This window comes from Streptomyces sp. NPDC058751, assembly GCF_042746485.1.
GTDB lineage: Bacteria > Actinomycetota > Actinomycetes > Streptomycetales > Streptomycetaceae > Streptomyces.
Map to the genome: position 1 here is coordinate 15171 of NZ_JBHYPZ010000060.1, position 21040 is coordinate 36210.

The 21040-nt window shown below is 73.5% G+C and carries 19 protein-coding genes; 12 read left to right on the top strand and 7 right to left on the bottom strand.

Annotated features, from left to right (window positions below; translation table 11 throughout):
- Positions 1-35 precede the first annotated feature (35 nt).
- Complete coding sequence (locus tag ACFW6B_RS37200) at positions 36-860, bottom strand: tyrosinase family protein (RefSeq protein ID WP_386603549.1); 825 nt, start codon at positions 858-860, stop codon at positions 36-38.
- A gap of 33 nt (positions 861-893) precedes the next feature.
- Positions 894-1298, bottom strand: coding sequence for a tyrosinase cofactor (locus ACFW6B_RS37205; RefSeq protein WP_386603552.1), 405 nt, complete (start codon positions 1296-1298; stop codon positions 894-896).
- 337 nt (positions 1299-1635) lie between these two features.
- On the opposite strand from ACFW6B_RS37205, the gene ACFW6B_RS37210 reads away from it, so the two are divergent.
- The 3 genes from ACFW6B_RS37210 to ACFW6B_RS37220 all read left to right on the top strand — a co-directional run bounded on the left by ACFW6B_RS37210 (position 1636) and on the right by ACFW6B_RS37220 (position 5072).
- Positions 1636-2838: an FAD-dependent monooxygenase gene (locus ACFW6B_RS37210; RefSeq protein WP_386603553.1), complete on the top strand. Its 1203-nt coding sequence runs from the start codon at positions 1636-1638 to the stop codon at positions 2836-2838.
- A gap of 102 nt (positions 2839-2940) precedes the next feature.
- The gene (locus tag ACFW6B_RS37215) at positions 2941-4386 is read left to right on the top strand and encodes an MFS transporter (protein ID WP_386603622.1); all 1446 of its coding nucleotides are present in this window, start codon (positions 2941-2943) and stop codon (positions 4384-4386) included.
- Between the two features lie 173 nt (positions 4387-4559).
- Entirely contained in the window at positions 4560-5072 is a 513-nt protein-coding gene (locus ACFW6B_RS37220) for a TetR family transcriptional regulator (protein WP_386603624.1), read from the top strand.
- 43 nt (positions 5073-5115) lie between these two features.
- On the opposite strand, the gene ACFW6B_RS37225 is transcribed toward ACFW6B_RS37220, so the two are convergent.
- A complete protein-coding gene (locus ACFW6B_RS37225; protein ID WP_386603555.1) occupies positions 5116-5823 on the bottom strand; it encodes an SDR family NAD(P)-dependent oxidoreductase in 708 nt (235 codons plus the stop codon).
- Between the two features lie 102 nt (positions 5824-5925).
- On the opposite strand from ACFW6B_RS37225, the gene ACFW6B_RS37230 reads away from it, so the two are divergent.
- The gene (locus ACFW6B_RS37230) at positions 5926-6765 is read left to right on the top strand and encodes a helix-turn-helix transcriptional regulator (RefSeq protein ID WP_386603557.1); all 840 of its coding nucleotides are present in this window, start codon (positions 5926-5928) and stop codon (positions 6763-6765) included.
- Positions 6766-6783: 18 nt separating this feature from the next.
- On the opposite strand, the gene ACFW6B_RS37235 is transcribed toward ACFW6B_RS37230, so the two are convergent.
- Complete coding sequence (locus tag ACFW6B_RS37235; protein WP_386603559.1) at positions 6784-7665, bottom strand: aminoglycoside phosphotransferase family protein; 882 nt, start codon at positions 7663-7665, stop codon at positions 6784-6786.
- A 336-nt stretch (positions 7666-8001) separates the two neighbouring features.
- Between ACFW6B_RS37235 and ACFW6B_RS37240 the strand changes: the two genes are divergently transcribed.
- The 3 genes from ACFW6B_RS37240 to ACFW6B_RS37250 all read left to right on the top strand — a co-directional run bounded on the left by ACFW6B_RS37240 (position 8002) and on the right by ACFW6B_RS37250 (position 12225).
- Positions 8002-9054 (top strand): tetratricopeptide repeat protein, encoded by a 1053-nt coding sequence (locus ACFW6B_RS37240; protein WP_386603561.1) that lies wholly within the window; start codon positions 8002-8004, stop codon positions 9052-9054.
- Positions 9054-10223, top strand: coding sequence for a polyprenyl synthetase family protein (locus ACFW6B_RS37245; protein ID WP_386603564.1), 1170 nt, complete (start codon positions 9054-9056; stop codon positions 10221-10223). Before ACFW6B_RS37240 ends, ACFW6B_RS37245 begins: the two co-directional genes overlap by 1 nt.
- A gap of 220 nt (positions 10224-10443) precedes the next feature.
- The gene (locus ACFW6B_RS37250) at positions 10444-12225 is read left to right on the top strand and encodes a M4 family metallopeptidase (RefSeq protein ID WP_386603566.1); all 1782 of its coding nucleotides are present in this window, start codon (positions 10444-10446) and stop codon (positions 12223-12225) included.
- A 66-nt stretch (positions 12226-12291) separates the two neighbouring features.
- On the opposite strand, the gene ACFW6B_RS37255 is transcribed toward ACFW6B_RS37250, so the two are convergent.
- Positions 12292-12969 (bottom strand): AIM24 family protein, encoded by a 678-nt coding sequence (locus ACFW6B_RS37255; protein ID WP_386603568.1) that lies wholly within the window; start codon positions 12967-12969, stop codon positions 12292-12294.
- 125 nt (positions 12970-13094) lie between these two features.
- A complete protein-coding gene (locus tag ACFW6B_RS37260) occupies positions 13095-13658 on the bottom strand; it encodes an NAD(P)H-dependent oxidoreductase (RefSeq protein WP_386603570.1) in 564 nt (187 codons plus the stop codon).
- 126 nt (positions 13659-13784) lie between these two features.
- Between ACFW6B_RS37260 and ACFW6B_RS37265 the strand changes: the two genes are divergently transcribed.
- Together ACFW6B_RS37265 and ACFW6B_RS37270 are read left to right on the top strand one after the other, a co-directional pair.
- Complete coding sequence (locus tag ACFW6B_RS37265) at positions 13785-14450, top strand: TetR/AcrR family transcriptional regulator (protein ID WP_386603572.1); 666 nt, start codon at positions 13785-13787, stop codon at positions 14448-14450.
- A 33-nt stretch (positions 14451-14483) separates the two neighbouring features.
- The gene (locus tag ACFW6B_RS37270) at positions 14484-15611 is read left to right on the top strand and encodes a sulfite oxidase (protein ID WP_386603575.1); all 1128 of its coding nucleotides are present in this window, start codon (positions 14484-14486) and stop codon (positions 15609-15611) included.
- 50 nt (positions 15612-15661) lie between these two features.
- Here the strand turns inward: ACFW6B_RS37270 and ACFW6B_RS37275 are convergent, their stop codons facing one another.
- Positions 15662-16825: a glycoside hydrolase family 64 protein gene (locus ACFW6B_RS37275; RefSeq protein ID WP_386603627.1), complete on the bottom strand. Its 1164-nt coding sequence runs from the start codon at positions 16823-16825 to the stop codon at positions 15662-15664.
- Positions 16826-17101: 276 nt separating this feature from the next.
- On the opposite strand from ACFW6B_RS37275, the gene ACFW6B_RS37280 reads away from it, so the two are divergent.
- Genes ACFW6B_RS37280 through ACFW6B_RS37290 form a run of 3 tightly spaced genes read left to right on the top strand, consistent with a single transcriptional unit; the run spans position 17102 to position 21008 of the window.
- Positions 17102-17788, top strand: a complete 687-nt coding sequence (locus tag ACFW6B_RS37280) for a FadR/GntR family transcriptional regulator (protein WP_386603577.1) — start codon at positions 17102-17104, stop codon at positions 17786-17788.
- Entirely contained in the window at positions 17785-19167 is a 1383-nt protein-coding gene (locus tag ACFW6B_RS37285; RefSeq protein ID WP_386603579.1) for a hypothetical protein, read from the top strand. The genes ACFW6B_RS37280 and ACFW6B_RS37285 overlap by 4 nt, the downstream gene beginning before the upstream one ends.
- Positions 19164-21008: a GMC family oxidoreductase N-terminal domain-containing protein gene (locus tag ACFW6B_RS37290; protein ID WP_386603581.1), complete on the top strand. Its 1845-nt coding sequence runs from the start codon at positions 19164-19166 to the stop codon at positions 21006-21008. Before ACFW6B_RS37285 ends, ACFW6B_RS37290 begins: the two co-directional genes overlap by 4 nt.
- Positions 21009-21040: the final 32 nt, after the last annotated feature.

The following is a 21040-nucleotide window of genomic DNA, read 5'->3' on the forward strand; positions in this document are numbered from 1 at the left end:
GTCGTCCGTTCCCCGTGACGCGGGCGCGGCCGGGATCAGACGGTGTCGAACGTGTAGAACGCGGAGTGGTCGAGCAGATCGGCCGGCCGGGTGTCGTTCCACGGCTTCATGGTCTCGCCGAGGTCGATCACGTTCGGGGTGTCCTTGAGCGGGAGGTAGCCGGAGCCCGGGTGCCGGCGCTGCCACTGGGCCCACAGCCTGTCGATGAAGGCGTGGTGGAGCCAGAACACCGGGTCGTTGGGGGAGACGCCCGTGGACATCTGGCCGCCCACCCAGACGTGCACCCGGTTGTGGAGGTTGACGCCCCGCCAGCCCTCGAGGTGATTGCGGAAGCCGTCCGAGGCGCTGTTCCAGGGCGCCATGTCGTACGTCGGCATGGCGAGCACGGACTCCACCTCGGCGCGGGTCGGCAGTTCCCGCACCCCGCCGCCCAGCGACCTGCGCAGGTAAGTGCGGCTGTCGACGCGGACGTTGATCGGCCAGTTGCCCGTGGAGGCGGCGAACGGGCCGTCCGTCACGCGGCCGTCCAGGCTGCGCCCGGTGCCGCCGAGGAAGTCCGGCGCCCACAGGGACGCCCGCGCGGTGCGGTCGGTGCTCCAGTCCCAGTAGGGCAGCGCCACCGAGGGGTCGACGGCCTGCAGCGCCCGCTCGAACTCCAGGAGGAATCTGCGGTGCCAGGGCAGGAACGACGGTGAACGGTGGCCCGTCCGCTCGCCGTTGTCGGTGTCGCCGAGGATGAACGCGTTGTGCGTGGTGACGAAGGTGTCGTACTTTCCGCTGCGCTTGAGCTGCAGCAGCGCGTCGACGAATCGCCGCTTCTCGTCGGCGGTCAGGCTCGCCTGGTTCTTGCGTACGGTCATGTGCGGGACTCCACGATCTGCTTGCGGGGCGGTTCAGTTGGCGGCGAAGGGCACGAGCGGCGCCCCCTGCAGCTCCACGACGGCGGCGCGGGCCGCGTCGCGCGGGGTGGGCACGGGGTCGTAGTGGCTGACGACGCTGATCCAGCTCCCGTCGGCGTTGCTCATGACGTGCAGTTCCACGCCGTCGACGAACACGGCGTATCCGCCGCCGTGGTGGTGGCCGCCCCCGGTGACCGGGCGGCCTTCTATGCGGCGCCCCCGGAAGACCTCGTCGAAGGGTTCGGGGCCGCCGTGGTGGTGGCCGGCCATGGATCCCCGTGAGGCGGCCGGCCCGTCCGGCGACGCGGACGCGGAGGGTGCGGCGAGGGTCTGGGCGCCCGCGCCCGCGGCGAGCGCGGCGGCGGCCCCGAGGGCACGGCGACGAGTGAGCTCCGGCATGCGGAGACCTCCTGTGATCAGCGGTGTCGATGACCCGATATGCCTATCGGGTCGTCAAACAACAGGAGAAATCGCCGAATGTCGGTTGGCTCCGATCCGGACAATCACGGATATGTCATGCAGGGTTGAACAAAAATGATCTTGCCGTCCGGGGTGTCCGGGATGCGGTCACTGGCGGAAATCCTCCGGCCGAAGGACGTCGTGTCGATGATCTTGCGGCCGGAGCCGTCCGCTCGTGGCGTGGCTCACGCCCGCGATCTGGCGCAAACCGCCGGTATGACGCCCCTGCTACTCTTCGTGTTCACTTGACCGCGATGTGCAACACAGGAGAGTGCGCGTGAAGATCGCGTGCGTCGGCGGCGGCCCCGCGAGCCTGTACTTCTCGATCCTGATGAAGCTCCAGGACCCGTCCCACGACATCACCGTCCACGAGAGGAACCCGGCCGGATCGACGTACGGCTGGGGCGTGACCTACTGGGCGGGCCTGCTCGACAAACTGCGCGAGGGCGACCCGGCGTCCGCGCTCGCCGTCGGCGAGAACTCGGTGAGCTGGAGCGACGGTGTCGCCCATGTCGGCACCCGTACGACCGTGGCCCCGGGGGACGAGGGGTTCGGCATCGGCCGCCGCCTGATGCTCGACCTGCTCGCGGAGCGGGCCCGCTCCCTGGGGGTCCGCGTCGAGTACGAGAGCGAGATCGCGGCCGACCGGCTGCCCGAGGCCGACCTCGTCGTCGCCGGGGACGGAGTCAACAGCGCCCTGCGCGAGTGTCACGCCGGCCACTTCGGCAGCGAGATCGGCCACGGCCGCAACCGTTACATCTGGCTCGGCACGACCAAGGTCTTCGACTCGTTCACCTTCTCCTTCGTGGAGACGGACCACGGCTGGATCTGGTGCTACGCGTACCGGTTCGGCGACGACATGAGCACCCTGGTCATCGAGTGCTCCCCGCGGACCTGGACCGGCCTCGGGCTCGACGGCGCGGGCGAGGCCGACGGCCTCGCGCTGCTGGAGCGGCTCTTCGCGGGACTGCTGGACGGGCACGGGCTGATCGGCCGGGCGCAGTCCGACGGTGCCGCCCGATGGCTCACCTTCCGCACCCTGACCAACCGGACGTGGCACCGGGGCAACCTCGTCCTGATCGGCGACGCCGCCCACACCACGCACTACTCGATCGGCGCCGGCACCACCCTCGCCCTGGAGGACGCCATCTGTCTGGCCCGGGCGCTGCGCGAGCACGCGGACCTGGAGACCGCCCTCACCCGCTACGGGCGGGAGCGCAGGGCGGAGCTCCTGCCGGTGCAGAGCGCGGCCCGCCACAGCGCCCGGTGGTACGAGGACCTGCCGCGCTACATCGGTCTCCCGCCGGCGCAGATGTTCGCCCTGCTCGGGCAGCGCCACTCGCCGCTGCTGCCGTACGTCCCGCCGCAGCTCTACTACCGGATCGACCGCGCGGCCGGGCGGCTGGAGGCGCTGCGCCGCCTCAAGCGCTGGCTCGGACCCAGGATCGCCCGGGGCGTACAGGCCCGCGCGCAGCGGTAGCGGCAGCCGTCCCGAGGAGTGGGCCCCACTTGGGGTGAATGACAATTCACCGATATGGTGAATTGTCATTCACCTCTTTTCGCGTCTACTTCTGGAGTGCAGATGGCGACCCTGCGCGAGCGGCTCGCGATACCCGTCCTGGCGTTCGGCGGGATCCTCATGGCCGTCATGCAGACGGTGGTCGTGCCCCTGCTGCCCGACCTGCCCCGGCTGACCGGCGCCTCGGCGGGCGCGGTCTCCTGGATGGTGACCGCGACCCTCCTGGCCGGAGCGGTGCTCACCCCGGTCCTCGGCCGCGCGGGAGACATGTACGGCAAGCGGCGCGTGCTGCTCATGGCCCTCGGGACGATGACGGCCGGCTCACTGATGTGCGCGCTCACCTCCCACATCGGCCTCCTGATCGTGGCGCGGGCGCTGCAGGGCGCCGCCGCCGCCGTGGTCCCGCTGTCGATCAGCATCCTGCGCGACGAGCTGCCGCCGGAGCGCACGGGTTCCGCCGTCGCCCTGATGAGTTCCACCGTGGGCATCGGCGCCGCCCTCGGCCTGCCGCTCGCCGCCCTCGTGGTGCAGTACGCCGACTGGCACGCCATGTTCTGGGCGACGACCGTGCTCGGCGCCGTCGGGACGGCACTGGCCTGGTGGGCGGTGCGCGAGTCGCCCGTCCGGGAGCCGGGCCGCTTCGACACACCGGGCGCGCTGGGCCTGGCCGCCGGACTGGTGTGCCTGCTGCTCGCCGTGTCCCAGGGCGGCACCTGGGGCTGGACCAGCACCGGGATCCTCGGCCTGTTCGCCGGCTGCGCGGTGATCCTCGCGCTGTGGTGGTGGCAGCAGCTGCACACCGAGAGCCCCCTCGTCGACCTGAGGCTGGCCGCCCGTCCGCGCGTGGCCCTGCCGCACGTCGCCGCACTGCTGACCGGCTTCGCCTTCTACGGCAACTCGCTGGTCACGGCGCAGCTGGTGCAGGCTCCCGAGGCCACCGGCTACGGGCTCGGCCTGTCCATCGTGGCGACCGGTCTGTGCCTGCTGCCCGGCGGGGTGACGATGCTGCTGCTGTCACCCGTCTCGGCGCGCATCTCGGCGGCCCGCGGCCCCCGGACCACCCTGGCCCTCGGCACGGTGGTCATCGCCTCCGGCTACGTGCTGCGGATTGCCGACAGCCGTGACCTGTGGGCGATCATCCTGGGCGCCACGGTCTGCTCGATCGGCACGACCCTCGCCTACTCCGCCCTGCCCACCCTGATCCTGCGCGCCGTGCCCGCCGGGCAGACCGCGTCCGCCAACGGCGTCAACGTCCTGATGCGCACCATCGGGCAGGCCGTGTGCAGTGCCGCCGTGGCCGCCGTGCTCGTGCACCACACGAGCCTGGTCGCGGGTGCCCGGGTGCCCACCCTGCACGGTTATCTGCTGGCCTTCGCCATGGCGGGTACCGTCGCACTGGTGGCCTGTGCCGCCGCACTGTCGATACCCACCGACCCCGCCTCCCGCGAGACCCCGCGAACCGGCCGCCCCACCGGCGCATCCCGCGACGAGGCCCTCGAAGGAGCTTGAGCACCGTGACCACCCCGCACTCCGGTATCGCGGCGTCCCCGGCCGACCCAGGGCACGGCGAGCGGCAGGCCGCCGCTCCGCCGCACGGGGAACCGGAAGCCGCGCCCGCCCCGGACCGGGAGCCGGAGACCGCCCCCGCACCCCGCCGCGACGCCGAGGCGAGCAAGGCGGAGATCCTGCGCGCGGCCCGGTACCTGCTGGCCCGGCACGCGCACGCGGACATCACGCTCAAGGCGGTCGCCGACCGGGCCGGGGTGAGCGCGCCGCTGATCCTGAAGTACTTCGGCAACAAGGACGCGCTGTTCGCCCGTGTCATGTCCTTCGAGTCCGACGCCGACGCCCTGCTGGACGCCCCGCTGGAAGAGCTCGGCCGGCACATGGTCCGCCATGTCGTCGAGGGCCAGACCCGGCGCGGCGCCGACCCCGTCCTGCGGATCGTCTTCGCCCCCGTCCAGGGTGAGCAGGGCGAGACGCTCCGGGCCAACTTCCGCGCCCAGGTCAGCGAACGCCTCGCCCGGCGGCTGAGCGGGCGGGACGCGGGCCTGCGCGCCGAACTCGCCGTGGGCACCCTGCTCGGCCTCGGCGTGATGTACGGGATCGCGCGGGGCCCGCACCTGCGCGCGACCCCGGTCGACGACATCGTCGACCGGTACGCGCCCGCGGTGCAGGCCCAGCTCACGCCCTGAGATCCGGACCGTACGCGCTCCCAGGGGCGGGCGGGGGCCGCGGTCACCAGGGGACGGGGCCCGCCGCGTCGAAGAAACCGCCGGTCGGCCCGTCCCCTCCGATCAGGGCCATGCGCACGATGATCTCGGCGCCCTCCTGAACGGTCTGCGTCCCGGTGTTGCCGTTCAGGTCGGTGGCGGTGAAGCCCGGCTCCACGGCGTTGACCCGCATCCCGGGGAACGCCTTCGCGTACTGCACGGTGATCATGTTGACGGCGGTCTTGGACGCCGGGTAGGCGACACCGGGATAGGCGTGGGCGGGACTCGCGGGGTCGGTGATCCCGGCCAGCGAGGCCAGTCCGCTGCTGACGTTCACCACGACCGGCGAGGCGGAGCGCCGGAGCAGGGGCACGAAGGCGTGGAGGACCCGGACGACACCGAAGACGTTCGTCTCGAACAGCTCGCGCATCGCCCCCGCGGTCACCTCCGCGGCGCCGGTCACGCCGTTCCCCTCGCCGCGCCCCTCGACGCCCGCGTTGTTGACGAGGACGTCCAGACCGCCCTCGGCCTCGATGGTCCTGGCCGCGGCGGTCACGGACGCGTCGTCCGTGACGTCGACGACGACCGCGCGAGCCCCGATCCCCGCGGCCGCGCGCCGGCCGCGCTCCGGGTCCCGGCTGCCCACGTAGACGGTGTGGCCGGCCGCGACGAGCCGGCGGGCGGTCTCGAGGCCGAGACCCTTGTTCGCTCCGGTGACGAGTGTGGTGGTCATGCGCCCAGAGTCCGGCCGTGCGCCGCGGACAGCCAGGAGTCCGCTCTTCCTGGGACCGCCGGTACCAGGCGGGTCCGCCCGGGCGGGTGCACAGTGGGTGGCATGGCGAACACGGAGTTCGGGCGGACGGTACGACGCTGGCGTGACAGGGTCACGCCGGAGGCCGTCGGGCTGCCCGGCGGCGGGACGCGGCGCGCGGCCGGACTGCGTCGTGAGGAGCTGGCCCTGCTGGCCGGCATCTCGGTCGACTACGTCACCCGCCTCGAACAGGGGCGGGCGGCCCATCCCTCGGAGCAGGTCGTCGAGGCACTGGGCCGGGCGCTGCGGCTGTCCGGGGCCGAACGCGAGCACCTCTTCCAGGTGGCCGGACTGGTGCCGCCCGGCCGGGGCACGGTGCCGGCCCACATCACCCCGGGCGTCCACCGGCTGCTCGACCGGCTGAGCGGGACACCCGTGGCGGTGTACGACGCGGCCTGGACCCTGCTGCTGGCCAACCCGTTGTACGCGGCCCTGCTCGGTGATCCCTCCGGGTGGAGCGGCAACGAACGCAACGGGGTGTGGCGCACCTTCGTCGGCCCCGGCAGCCGGGTGCGGCACACCCCCAGGGAGCGGCGCGCCTTCGAGGCGACGCTCGTCGCCGACCTGCGCGCGACCGCGAGCCGGTACCCGACGGACCGGCGCCTCGGGCAGCTGATCGAGGACCTGTGCGCCGGCAGCGTGCGGTTCGCGGAGCTGTGGGAGTCCGGTGCCGTCGCCCGCCACGACGCGGCCCGCAAGACCATCGACCATCCCCAGGTCGGAGCCGTGACGCTGGACTGCGACGTGCTCAGCGTCGCGGGCGGCGACCTGCGGATCATGGTCTACACGGCCGAGCCCGGCACGGAGGACGCCGAACGCGTCGCCCTCCTCGGCGTGCTCGGAACGCAGGCCCTCGTGGAGTGACCCCGCGGTGGTGCCCGGCTACGACACCCGCTGCTCGGCCAGCACCTCGCGGATCACGTGCTCGGCGTTGCCCGCGATCACCGGGTTCGTGGCGCGGTAGTACGGGAGTTGGACGAGGGCCATGGACAGGGCCCAGCCGCGTCCGCGCGTCCAGCCGGAGTCGTCGGCACCGGCCGCCTCCCGGAAGACGGGCCGCGCCGTGGCGGGCAGGAGGTTCCAGGCCGGGATGAAGTCGCAGGACGGATCGCCGGTGCCGAGGGTGCCGAAGTCGAGGACGGCCGCGAGACGGCCCCCGCGGACCAGGAGGTTCATCGGCATCAGGTCCGAGTGGAGCCAGCGCGGCGCGCCCGTCCACACCGGGGCCGTCAGCGCCTCCTCCCAGGCCGCCGTCGCGGCCCCGGTGTCGACGGTGCCGCGGAGGAGGCCGATCGCCTCGCGCGTCTCGGCGTCCACCGCGGCCAGCGGGGTGCCGCGGTAGGCACCCGGCCCGTCCGGGAGGCCGACCGAGCGCAGGGCGGCGACGAACTCCCCGAGGTCGGCGGCCAGTCGCCGCGCGTCGGTCAGGGCGCCGGGCACCGGGGGCTCGCCGTCGAGCCAGCGCAGCACGGACCAGTGCCAGGGGTAGTCCGCGGTGGGGCGGCCGAGGCCGAGGACCTCGGGGACCGGGAACGGGAGCACCGGGGCGAGCCGCGGCAGCCACGCGTGCTCCTTGACCGCGTCGCCGGAGCCGTCGGCGATGCGCGGGAGGCGCACGGCCATGTCGTCGCCGAGACGGAAGAGGGCGTTGACGGTGCCGGCCGACCGCACGCGGCTCAGTGGCAGTCGGGCCCACCGCGGGAACTGCTCGGCCAGCAGGCGCCGTACGAGCGAACCACCGATCCGTGTCTCACCTGCGTGCATCGGGGCCGTGGGCAACGGTGGCCTGCTTCCGGTGGGGGCTCTGACGCCGCCATCCTGTGACCGCCCGGACCGCCGCGCAACGTGTTTTGGGGCGGCCGGGCAACCTCCCGGACGTGATCGTCGTCTTGAGGGGCAACAGGCGCGTGGCACGCGACCCTTCCCGGAACTCCTTCACGGACGGAAAGCCGGTGCACTATACGTCTAGCGTATACATGCCGTGTATACGCTGCGTGCATAGCTGGATCGCCGCACGTCACCGCCTTGAAGGAGTCGACAACAGCATCACCACCGGCCGATCCCGTCTGCGGACGGACGGTGGCGGACGGAAAGGCACTCATGTACGGCAAAGCCTTCGCCCCGGAATACCAGGGCGCCTTGACCAGCCTGTCGGTGAACTCCTCGCTGACCGACGTCCTCGCGGCGGGCACCGAGCAACTGCGCGCCGCCGAACGGGCCGGCGCCCGCGCCGAGGCGGCGCGGTCCGGCCTCGCGGTCGCCGAGGCGCACCGGCGGCTCGGACAGGTGGCGGACGCCGACCGGGCGTGGAAGGCGAGTTACCGCACGGCCCGGGAGGCCGGGGACGGTGCCGCGATGGCGTGGGCGCTGTGGAGCGGCGGCACCCTGGCCCGCCAGCGCGGAGCGTTCCCCCTGGCGTGGCGGCTGCTGCGGCTCGCCGCCGAACTCGGCGGACGGGCGGGGGACGTCGTGGTGCGCGGCTACTCGCTGGCCGGAATGGCGGAGACCGGCCGCATCCAGGGCGACTACGCGGCCGTGACGGCGCTGCACGAGCAGCTGCTGGCCGAGGCCCGCAAGCGCGGCGAGGCCCGCCACACCGTGTGGGCCCTGGAGGGCATCGCCCAGATCCACCGCAACACCGGCGCGTACGACACCGCCTACGCGATGTTCGAGGAGGCGGCGGAGATAGCCGCCGGTGCCGAGGACCGGCGCGGCCACGCGTGGGCGCTGCGAGGACTCGCGGACATCGTCTCCGTGCGCGACGGCGACACGGACCGGGCACTGGGGCTGCTGGGCGAGGCCGAGGCCTCCTGCCGCGCGATGAAACTGTCCGGCGCGCTCGCCTACAACCACAAGATGCGCGGCAACGTCCTCTACCGCGCCGGGCGTTACGAGGAGGCCCGTGACGTGTACGCGGGGGCCCTGGCGGAGTTCGAGGCGATGAGCGAGCCGCGCGGCACGGCCCTGTCCCGTCTCGGACTGGTCAAGTCGCTCGCCCGCCTCGGCCGCGACGGCGCCGAGACCACCGCCGAGCTGGACGAGTTGGCCGTGACCCTGGAGGGCATCGGGCTGCGGCACGCCCACCGGATGGTCGAACGGGCGCGGACCGAACTCGGGTTGACGGCCGGGACCGGCGAGACGGAGACCGTGTGATGACCTCGACGGCCCTGGACGGTTCGACCGTTCCGCCGGTCCCGCGGGGCTCGGCGAACCCGCCGGCCGCGAAGATTCCCGCAACCGCAACCGCAGCAGGCCCTCTTGTGGCCTGCGCGGTCCCGGCTTCGGCGGCCCCGGCCTCCCAGCCGTCGCCCTCCGCCGCGCAGGTGCTGGACCGCTGCCGCGAACTCGCCGCCCCCGCGCTGGCCGAGGCGATCGGCACGCTGCACCCCTGGGTCGCGGAGATGGCCCGGTACGCGCTCGGCCGCTGCGAGGTCGGCGGCGCCCCCGCCGAGCACAGCCAGGGCAAGGGGGTACGGCAGGCGCTGGCCGTCCTCGGGGCGCGGATCGTCTCCGGCCCGGCCGAGGCGGGCGTGCCGGGGGCCGTCGCGGTGGAGCTCGTGCACGTCTTCTCGCTGCTCCACGACGACATCATGGACGGCGACGCGCTGCGCCGCGGCCGCCCGGCCGTGTGGAAGGCGTACGGCACCGGTCCCGCCGTCCTCGCGGGTGACGCGCTGTTCGCGCTGGCCGTCGAGACCCTGGCCCGCACCCCCCGGTCCGGTTCCGCCGTGAGCCAGTTGACCACCGCGCTCGGCGACCTGGTCCACGGCCAGGCCGACGACCTGCTGTTCGCCGGCCGGCCCTGGACCGGGCCCGACGCGGTCGGTGTCCGGGAGTACGAGGTGATGGCCGAGCGCAAGACCGGTGCGCTGCTCGGCTGCGCGCTGGCGCTCGGCGCCCGGCTGGCCGGAGCGCCGGACCGGACCGTGGCCGTGCTGGACCGCGCCGGACGCCACCTCGGCGTCGCGTTCCAGATCGCCGACGACGTGCTGGGCATCTGGGGCGATCCGTCGGTCACCGGCAAGCCGGTCCACAGCGACCTGCGGCAGGGGAAGAAGACCCTGCCGGTGCTCGCGGCGCTCGGTGGGGACGGCCGCGGCGAACTCGGCGAACTCCTCGCGGAGCCGGGGTCCCTGGACGGCGCCGGAGTGCGCCGTGCGACGGCCCTCGTCGAGCGGGCCGGGGGCCGCGCGGCGGCCGTGCGCGCGGCACGCCGCCGACTCGCCGCGGCGGACGCGCTCCTTTCCGGGCTTCCCCTCGACCAGGAGCCCGCGGCGGAACTCGGCACCCTGCTGTCCGCCCTCGCCGACCGCGCGATCTGAGCCCTCCGCGCTCCCGGCCCCCGCCTGGTCCCCGGGGCCTGCCCGTCCGGGGCCGGGGGCGTGCGACATCGGTCACATACGGACGCCGATCGTTCCGGCAGGGCAACCACCTCGTTCCCTCGTACATCTGTCCGGTCAGGGCCCGACAGTCCCCGCGGTGCGCAACGGCGCCGCGCCGTAGGGCGGTTGGTCTCCCGGCCGCCCCGCACGAAGGAACTCAGTGCGTAGACCCCACATACGCCGCGTGGCGATCGCCGTCGCCGTGACGACGGCCGCCACGCTCCCCGGCCCCGCCTTCGCCTCCGCGCCGAACGGGCCCGCCCGTGCGGCGGCCTCGGCCCCGTCGCCGGTGGCCGCCGCGAGGGCGGCCGCGTTCGCGCACGCCTCGGCCACCGGTGTCACCAGCGGCGACACCCTCCGGGCCAAGGACGTGATGACGGACCCGGACGGAAAGCGGCACGTCCGCTTCGTCCGTACCCACCAGGGCCTTCCGCTCCTCGGCGGCGACCTGGTCGTCCACCTCGGCGCGCGGGGCGAGTACCTGGGCGTGACCCGGGCCGCCGACCACCTGGTGAAGCCGTCCACCGTCGAGGCGGAGCTGACGCCCGAGCAGGCGGTGCGCAAGGCCGAGGCCGCCACGAAGGGCGACGCGAGCACCGCGACGCTCGTCGTGGACGCCCGCGAGGGCGCCGCCGCCCTCGCCTACCAGGTGCTCGTCACGGACAGCGGCACCACGGAGGCCGGCGGTTCGAGCACGGTCGTCGTGGACGCCCGTACCGGCCGGATCCGCAGCAACACCCCGAACAGCGAAGAGTTCGTGTCGCCGGCCCTGGCCGCCGCGCTGCGCGAGCGCGGCGAGAGCGTGAACCCGCAGACCGGTATCGCGGCCGCCGCCGGGCCGTCCGGCCTCACGGGCGTCGCCGCGGCGGGCCGCTACCCGGCCACGGCCACGGGCAGCGGGTCCTCCCTGTTCGCCGGCAAGGTGTCCCTGACCACCACCCGCACCGCGCGGACCAGCTACGTGCTGAAGGACCCGACCCGGTGGAACACCGAGACCCGGGACGCCAGGGGCCAGGAGCTGGAGTCCTTCGCGCGGGGCAAGGCGTTCACCGACGGCGACAACAAGTGGGGCAACGGCACCACCTCGGCCCGGACGACCGCCGCCGTCGACGCCCAGTACGGCATCACCCGGACCCTGGACTTCTACAAGAAGACCTTCGGCCGCAAGGGCATCAAGAACAACAGCGCCGGTGCCCGCGCACTGGTCCACTTCGGCAACAAGGTCGGCAACGCCTTCTGGGACTCGTACTGCGGCTGCATGGCCTACGGCGACGGCGACGGCCGTTGGTTCAAGAAGCCGCTCGTCGTCCTCGACGTCACCGGCCACGAGCTGACCCACGGGGTCGTCGACGCGACCGCCGCCCTCGAACCCACCCGGGTCGACGACGACGGCAACCAGTACGGAGAGGCCGGCTCCCTCAACGAGTCGCTCGCCGACATCTTCGGCTCCGGCGTCGAGTTCTTCGCGAACAACCCGAAGAACCCGCCGAACTACCTGGTGGGGGAGAAGCTGGGGCTCGACCAGAAGTTCCTGCGCCGCCTCGACCGCCCGTCCCTCGACCTGCTGGAGGAGGCGGTCGACTACTGGTCGCCCGCCGCGTACGACACCGAGGTGCACGCCGGTTCCGGCATCTCCTCGCACGCGTTCTACCTGCTCGCCGAGGGCAGCGGCCGCAAGACGGTCAACGGCGTGACGTACGACTCGCCGACGTACCACGGCTCCCGGGTGACCGGCATCGGCCGCACCAAGGCCACCGCCGTCTTCTACCGCGCGCTCACCCGGTACATGGTCTCCACGACCGACTTCCACGACGCGCGCAAGGCCACGCTGAAGGCCGCCGCCGACATGTACGGCGCGAACAGCGCCGAGTACAAGGCGGTGGGCAAGGCGTGGGCCGCCGTCAACGTCACGGCCGCCAACACCCCGGCCGCCCGGCACTGACGGAGGACTCCGGCAGACGGACCGAGGGGACCCGCCGGCCGGCGGGTCCCCTCGGTCCGTCCCGGATCAGTGCTGCTGCGTCTTCTGCGGGGTCGCCTCACTGGGACGGACGACGACGTGGCCCTCGCCCTCCAGCTTCAGCTGCACGGCCTCGCCCGAGCCCCCTCGGATCATCGAGCCGATCGACTGCGAGCGGTGCAGCGAGGTGTTCAGGTGCGCCGTCCAGCCGACGACCGCGTCGGTGTCGACGAACACCGGCTGCTGGCGCGAGACGGGTATGACGAGCGGATTGCCCTCGCATATCAGCCCCAGGCTGCCGTGGCCGGTGAAGACGCTGTTGAACAGCCCGCCGCCGGTGATGCCGGCGCCCTTCACCGTCTTGATCTCGTACGACAGCGAGGCGTCGAAGCACAGGACGTTGCGGCCGTTGACCGTGAAGACGTCGCCGGGCTCGATGCCGACGATGAAACAGTTCTGCGCCTCGTGCGCGAACCAGACCTCGCCCTGCCCGCGGACGGCCATCAGCGGAAGCCCCTCACCGGTGACCGCGCGCTTGAGCATGCCGCCCACGCCCTGGCCCTTGCGCTCGAACTGGAGACTGCCCCGGTAGGCGACCATCGCGCCCTGACGCGCGAACATCTCGCCCTGGACTGCGTACTTGATGGACTTGGCGTTCTGGACGCTCATGCCCGCCGTGACGGCCGGCTGCACCATGTGGTCGCTGGAAAAGAGGTCGCTCTTCATGCGGGCATCCTGTCGCGGAGGGTGACGCTCCGCCAGGGTCGTGGCGATCTTGGGACGAACGGTGACCGAGTCACGACATGCCGAAGGCCGGTCCGGGGCGAGCGGACCGGCCTTCGGGGGAGTCGTCAGGCGGCGGTGGGCGCCGAGACGTGGCCGTGCAGACGGTCCAGCACCTCGGAGAGCTGCGCCGCGACCTCGGCGTCGTCGGCGGGGTGCGTCTCGGCGAAGCGGACCACGGAGCCGGGGACGGAGAGCTTGACGTCCTCCAGCACGGTGCCGCCGGCGATGCCCACGGCCTTGCGGGCCTCGTCCTGCGCCCAGACGCCGCCGAACTGGCCGTACGCGGTGCCGACCACGACGACCGGCTTGCCGGTGAAGGCGCCGGCGCCGTACGGCCGGGACAGCCAGTCGATGGCGTTCTTGAGGACCGCCGGGATGGTGCCGTTGTACTCGGGCGAGAACAGCAGGAACGCGTCGGCCCCGCCGGCCGCGGCGCGCAGCCGCGCGGCCTCGGCGGGCACGGCGCCCTCGACGTCGATGTCCTCGTTGTAGAAGGGGATCTCGGCCAAGCCCTCGAAGAGCTCGACCTCGGCACCCTCCGGAGCGAGCTTCACGGCCGCCTCGGCGAGCTGACGGTTGTGGGAACCGGCGCGCAGGCTGCCGACGAGCGCGAGGATGCGTACGGACATGGATATCTCCCGGGGATGGAAATCGCTGAAACACTGCCGCAACAAAACGGACCGAGGTCCGCTTAAAGGTGTACCACCGAAGCGGACCGCAGTCCAGTTGTCCCCGGATGCCGTTACGCTGGCTCCATGTCCCAGCCACTTCCGCCGTTCCCGAAGCGACCGGAACCGCCCGACGAGCCCGTCCTCATGCAGCTCACCGCGCCCGAGGCCGTCCCGCTGCGCGCCGACGCCGCCCGCAACCGCGCGCGCCTGCTGGAGGCCGCGGCGCGGCTGGTCGAGGAGCAGGGAGTGGCCAGGCTCACGATGGAGGGCGTCGCCTGCGCGGCGGCGGTGGGCAAGGGCACCGTCTTCCGGCGCTTCGGCGACCGCACCGGCCTGCTCATGGCGCTGCTCGACCACACGGAGCAGCGCTTCCAGACCGCCTTCATCAGCGGCCCGGCCCCGCTCGGCCCCGGCGCGTCGCCGGTGGAGCGCCTGCACGCCTTCGGATGCCACGCCCTCCGCCAGACCTCAGAGCAGCTCGACCTGTACCTCGCCGCCGAACCCGAGGCCACCCGCCGCTTCACCTCCGCGCCGTACCGGGTCCGCCTCATGCACGTGTGCATGCTGCTGCGGCAGACCGGCTCGGGGCCGGACGCGGACATCGAACTCGTCGCCCAGACCCTGATGGGATACCTCGACCCCGCGCTGATCGGTCATCTGACCCGCCAGCGCGGTATGCCGCCGGAGCGCCTGGAGGCCGGCTGGCGTGACCTGGTCGACCGGAGCGTCGGTCCGCGTTCCGCCGTCTAGCGTCTCCGCCGGGGGCGGGCGGACAATGGATCCATGGGGCCACGCCTCGAGGACATGAGCGCACCCGCCCGGCTGGCCGGCCCGGACGAGGGCATCAGCGCACAGGAGCTGGCCCTCGCCGCCCGGAACCACGGACTGCCGCTGGAGGCCCTGCGGTACGAGGTCACACCGCCGGGCCTGCACTACGTGCTGACGCACTACGACATCCCGTACACGGAAGAGTCCGACTGGCGGCTCGTCCTCGGCGGGCGGGTGCGGTGTCCGCTGCTGCTCGGAGTCGACGAGCTGAAGGCGTACCCCGCGGTCAGGCAGCGGGTGACCATGGAGTGCGCGGGCAACGGGCGTGCGCTGCTGACACCCCGGCCGGTGAGTCAGCCGTGGCTGGTGGAGGCGGTCGGGACGGCCGAGTGGACGGGTGTGCCGCTGCGCGTGCTGCTCACCGAGGCCGGGGTCGAACCGGACGCGGTGGACGTGGTGTTCACCGGAGCCGACCACGGCGTGGAACGCGGGGTCGAGCAGGACTACCGGCGCGCCCTTTCCCTGGACGTGGCACTCGGCGAGGAACCGGAGGTCCTGGTCGCCTACGCGATGAACGGCGCCCCGCTGCCGCCGCAGCACGGGCATCCCCTGCGGCTCGTGGTGCCGGGCTGGTACGGCATGGCGCACGTCAAGTGGCTCCGGGACATCACGGTGACGGACGCGCCGTTCCGCGGATTCCAGCAGACCGTGGCGTACCGGCTGCGGCAGGAGGCCGCCGACGAGGGCGAGCCGGTCACCCGTATCGCCCCGCGCGCCCTGCTGGTCCCGCCGGGCTTCCCCGACTTCATGTCGCGGGCGCGGGTGGTCCCGCCGGGCGCCGTCACCCTGACCGGACGGGCCTGGTCGGGGCGCGCCCCCGTGACCGGCGTCGAGGTCAGCGCGGACGAGGGGCGCTCCTGGAACCCTGCGGAGCTGGACCCGCCGAACGCCCACCGGTGGGCCTGGCGCGCGTGGCACTTCACCTGGACGGCGACCCCCGGCCGCCATGTCCTCGGCGCGCGCGCCACCGACGCCGAGGGGCACACCCAGCCGCTCGACCAGCCGTGGAACCGCGGCGGCTTCGCGAACAACCTCGTCCAACGCGTCCCCGTCCACTGCCTGGATCCCGGCGACGACGGGTGAGGCCGCCGAGGGCGAGTGACGCCTTCGGCGGCCCGGAGCCGCGGCTTCGGTCAGCTGAACGGATCCAGCGTGACGTAGGCCTGCTGCGGATTGCCGTCGTGGACGAGGGACTCGTGGTTCCCGACGTCGTCGAAGGCGAACGCGTAGGCCTTGCCGTCGGCCATCTGCGCGTGGATGGCGCGGGCGTACTGGTTGGTCACCGCGTCCTTGTAGAAGTTCCCGGAACCCGTGTCCGGCTGGTTGGGGTTGGTCAGCAGCGTGGTGCGGTTGAAGCCCGCGCACAGGGTGCGTGAAATGGGCCCGCGCACCAGGTCGTTGGGCGCGTCGAGCCGCTTGTAGCAGCCGAAGACGCTGTCCGAGTCGGGCTTCTGGAAGCTGGTGACGACCGCTCCGGAGCCGTTGGTGAAGTTCATGACTCCGCCGGAGACGCGCCCGAAGTACCTGGTGTTCGGCTGGTCGGCGAACGGGGTCACCGTCAGCGTCGACGAACCGTACTTCTGCCAGACGCGGTTGATGTAGTCGTCCATGACGCCGGCCGGGAGCGCGCCCGCCTCGATGCCGTGTCCCGGGGCGAGCGCCCGCAGCACCGTGCCGTCGGGCCGGGTCTGGACGAGCCCGGCCCAGCCGCCCGGCTGAGCGCGCAGCGCGTTGAAGAAGCCGTTGTAGCCACCGGCCTTGAGGTGCCCGGTGTTCCTGGTGACCCCGTCGGCGCCCTTGACCCCGACGGCGTACGGGGCGGAGAACATGTCGACCTGGGTGCTGTTGATCCACAGGCCGGAGTCGTTGAGCGTGTACTCGGACCAGTTGAAGAGGATGTTGCGGTTGGGGTCGCTCGGATTCTGGACGGCGGGCTGCACGAGACCGCCGGTGGTCACCCGGAAGTCGATCTTCTGTCCGAAGGAGAAGTAGAGCCGGCCGGAGAACTTGGGGATCCGGATCGTCTTCGACTGGCCGTTCGCCGGTCCCGGGATGGACGCGTCGGGCGCGGGGGTGGGCGGGTTGCCGCCCGCGGGCCACGCGTGGAAGGTGCCGTTCGCGTCGGCCCAGCCCTGCCGTCCCGTCGACAGCTGGGTGCCGAGGTCGTAGATGTAGACCTGCTCGCCGCGACCGGAGTTGTTCGTGAAGGTGAGCGGGATCGTCGCCGGGACCGCGGCCTCGGCGCGGGTGGGGGCGCCGAAGGCGAGCAGCGCCGTGGTGAGCGTGGCCGAGGCCAGCGCCCAGGCCGGCCATCTGGTGTGTACGCGCACTCTCTGCCTCCTTGATGTGGGGTTCAGCGAGGTGGATTCACGCGGACGCGGCTCGTCCGCTTCCTTCTGAGAGCGCTCTCAGAATCGAGCCAGGTGGCGTACATGTCAACGATTCGCACACGGTTGGTCCGGTCCAATTCGCTTGCCCGTGAACGGAGTCGGGCGAGTGCGAGGGGTTGACTCCCGGGAACGGCCACTGGTTCAGTGGCTCATCCACTCAGCCACTTGCCCGGAGGGGGAAACGTGGAGGCACTGCCCCGCGAGACCATCGTGGACGTCCTGGAGGACCGGCTGCGCACGGACATACTCGACGGCCGTCACCCGGCGGGGAGCTACCTTCCCCCGGAACGGCGGCTGGCCGACGGGTACGGCGTCACCCGCACCACGCTCAAGCACGCCTTCGGGCGGCTCGCGCAGGCCGGACTGCTGGAGACCCGGCACGGAGTGGGCACCCGGGTGCGGGACTACGCCCGGCTCGGCGGAGCGGATCTCCTGCCCGTGCTCGTCCGGCACGACTCCGGCTGGGTGCGCGAGGTGTTCGAGGTGCGGCGCGGGGTCGGCGCGTCGATCGCCGAGCGGGCCGCCGAGCGCGGTACCCGCCCGCAGCGGGCCGAACTGAGCGCGCTTCTCGACGCCGTGCTGCGCGCCGAAGGCGTCGACGCGGTCCAGCTCGCCGACGTGGAGGTGCACCGCGCGCTGGCCCGCGCCACCGGCAACCGCGTGTACGTCCTGCTCACGAACACGCTCTTCAACGCCTACCTGCCGGTCCGCTCCCTGCTCCAGGGCCCCTTCACCGACCCGGAGGCCGCCCACCGGAGGCTGGCGCCGGTCGTGGAGGCCGTCGTCGCCGAAGACGCCCGGCGGGCGCGCGAGGCGGCCGACACCTATCTGCGGGAGACCGAACGCATCATGCTGGAGGGCCTCGCGTGAGGGGCACGGTGTTCACGGAGACGATGCTCGGCACCGTCCGCCTCGACGGAGAGCCGGGGGAGCGGCGCGTCCGGCTCGATCTGCGGGCCGACGCCGACCGCGTCCTGCTCCCGCACCGGACCACCCCGGCCCGGCTGACCGGCCGGGTGCGCATCTCCGGACGCGCCGACGACCCGTGCGCCGAGGGCGAGCTGGAGGTGTCGCCGATCGCCCGGCGGCGCATCCGCTACCGGCTCGCCTTCACCGCCGACGGACGCCGCCTCACCCTGGACGGCTGGAAGTCGGTGACCCCCCGCCGCCCCCTCGCGTCGATGACCGTCCTGCCCTTCACCGTCCACGAGGGCCGGACGCGGGTGGGCGAGGGCGTCCTGCGCTTCCCCCTCGCCACCGGCCTCCTGCCCTTCCTGCTCGGTTTCCGCTTCCCGCGCCGCGAGGACCCCGCGCGGCACACGGCCCCGCGGTGGAACGGCGCCCCGGGCCGCACCGAGGTCTGGTACACCACCCTCACCGACCCCGAGAGCGGCACCGGGGTCTGGCTGCACCACGAACTCACCGCGCCCGCCGACGGATCCGCACCCTTCGCCCACGGCTGGGCCGCGGTCTTCCCCCGCGAGGGCGAGGTGCGGCACGCCCGCTTCGGACCCGTCCCCTGGACCCGGCCGGCCGACGGATTCACGGCCGAGGACGTGACCTGCTCCGGCGGACGACTGACCGGCAGCGCGGGCGACTTGCGCTGGAAGCTCACCGAACAGCCCCAGGGGCAGCCGCTGTTCACCTTCCCCCGCTGGGCCTGGCGCCACCCCGTGCTGCCCGCAGCCCAGATGCTGCCGGCCGCACGGGCCGCCTACGAGGGGGAACTCTCCTACGGGGAGACGACGCTGAACCTGCGCGGCGCACCCGGAGCCTCCGCCCGGATCTACGGGCACGGCAACGCCCACCGCTGGGCCTGGCTGCACGCGGACCTCGGCTCCGGAGACGTCCTGGAGGTCGTCGCCGCCGTGTCCACCCGGCCCGCCCTGCGCCGGCTGCCCCCGCTCGTCTTCCTGCGCCTGCGCCGAAACGGCCGCACCTGGCCGCGGCGCCCGGAACGCCCGGCGATCGGCGGGCCGGGACCCGGACGCTTCCGGGCCGCCATCGGACTGCCCGAGTGGACGGTCACCGGCCGGACCGCCCTGCGCCGCATCCGCGTCGAGGTGAACCAGCCCCCGGAGCGCACCCTCACCCTCGAGTACCGCGACCCGGACGGCTCCCGGGCGGTGTGCCGCAACAGCGAGTCCGCCGACGCCCGGATCGTCCTGGAACGCTGGTGGGGCCACTGGCGCCCGGAAGCCACCTGGACCCTGGACGGCACCGCGCACGCCGAGACGGGGACACGATGACCGCCGACGGGCTCGTCGCCGCGCTCCTCGCCGACGCGGGCGGCACCGACTGGCCCGCCCGCGTCCCGCACCGCCTCGACGCGGTCCTCGCCGCACTGCCCCTCCCCGCCCGCGCCGGGATGCGCACCGCCGTCGCCGCAGTCGAGACGTACGCCCTGGCGCGCACCGGCAGACGCCTGGCCGCCCTGCGCCCCGACGAACGCGAGGACGTGCTCCGCTCGCTGGCCCTGCGCCCCCGGCTCGCCCCGCTCCTCGACCTCCTCAAGGTCCCCGTCCTGCTGGCCGCGGGCACCGAACGGACGCCGGCCGCGCCCGCTCCCGTACCCGCCCCGGCGGATCCGCCCCTCGACTGCACGCCGGCCGGGGAATGGCCGGCCCGCACCACCGCCGACGCGGTCGTCGTCGGCTCCGGCGCGGGCGGCGCCATGGCCGCGCGGACCCTCGCCCGCGCCGGACTGGGCGTCGTCGTCCTGGAGGAGGGCGAGCACCACCCGACGGCCTCCTTCGGCCGCCGGGCGCCCCTCGACCGGTTCACCGAGCTGTACCGGGACGGCGGAGCCACCGTGGCCGTCGGCAGACCGCCGGTCCTGCTGCCCGTCGGCCGCGCCGTCGGCGGCACCACCGTGGTCAACTCCGGCACCTGCTACCGAACTCCGGACCATGTGCTCGCCCGCTGGCGGAGCACGTTCGGGTTCGCCCTCGCCGAGCGCTTCGGACCCCTCCTCGACGAGGCCGAGCGAACCCTGCGCGTGGCACCCCAGCCCCTCGACGTCCTCGGCAACAACGGGCTGCTCACCCTCACGGGCGCCGAACGGCTCGGCTGGCGGGCCGCCCCGCTGCGCCGCAACGCCCCCGGCTGCAAGGGCTCCTGCCAGTGCGTGGTGGGCTGTCCCACCGGAGCCAAACAGAGCGTGCAGCTGTCCGTCCTGCCCGCCGCCTGCGCCGCCGGCGCCCGGATCGTCACCGGCGCGCGGGTCCACCGCATCCTGCTGGACCACGACCTCCCGGGCCCGCCCCGCGCCGCGGGAGTCCGGGCCCGCCGCCCCGACGGCGGCGAACTGGAGATCCTCAGCCCCCTCGTCGTGGCAGCGGCCGGCACCCTCCAGACCCCGCCCCTGCTGCGCCGCTCGGGCCTCGACGGACACCCCCGCCTGGGCCGCAACCTCAGCGTGCACCCGGCCACCAGCGTCGCCGGACGCTTCGCCGAGCCGGTGACGGCCTGGCGCGGCGTACTGCAGAGCGTCGGCGTGGAGGAACTGCACGCACGGGGGATCCTCGTCGAGGCGACCGCGAGCCCACCCGGCATGAGCAGCTTCGTCCTGCCCGGCCTCGGCCGGGAGCTGCGGCGCGAACTGGAGGAGTCGGACCGTCTGGCCACCCTCGGCGCCATGATCGCCGACCGCCCCTCGGGGCAGGTGACGGGCCGGGACCGGACGCTCGTCCGCTACGGCCTCGACACCCGCGACGGCGACCGCCTGATGACCGCCGTACGCGCCATGGGCCGCCTGCTCTTCGCCGCCGGGGCGACGGAGGTCCTCACCGGAGTCCCCCGCGCACCACGCGCCCGCTCGCTCGACGCCCTCGACGAACTGCTCGCCCAGGTCGGCGCCCGCGATCTCCACGTCTCCGCGTTCCACCCGACCGGCACGGCGGCCGCGGGCGGCGATCCGCAGGCAGCGCCCGCGGACCCCGAAGGCAGGCTCCGCGGTGTCCACGGGGTCCTCGTCGCGGACGGTTCGGTCCTGCCGGGCTGTCCTGAGGTCAACCCGCAGCTCAGCATCATGGCGGCGGCCCTGGCGGTCACGGACGCCTGGCTCGCCGGAGCGGGGCGCGGGGGCTGACCCGGCGTGGGCCACCCCAATGGGCCCCCGTG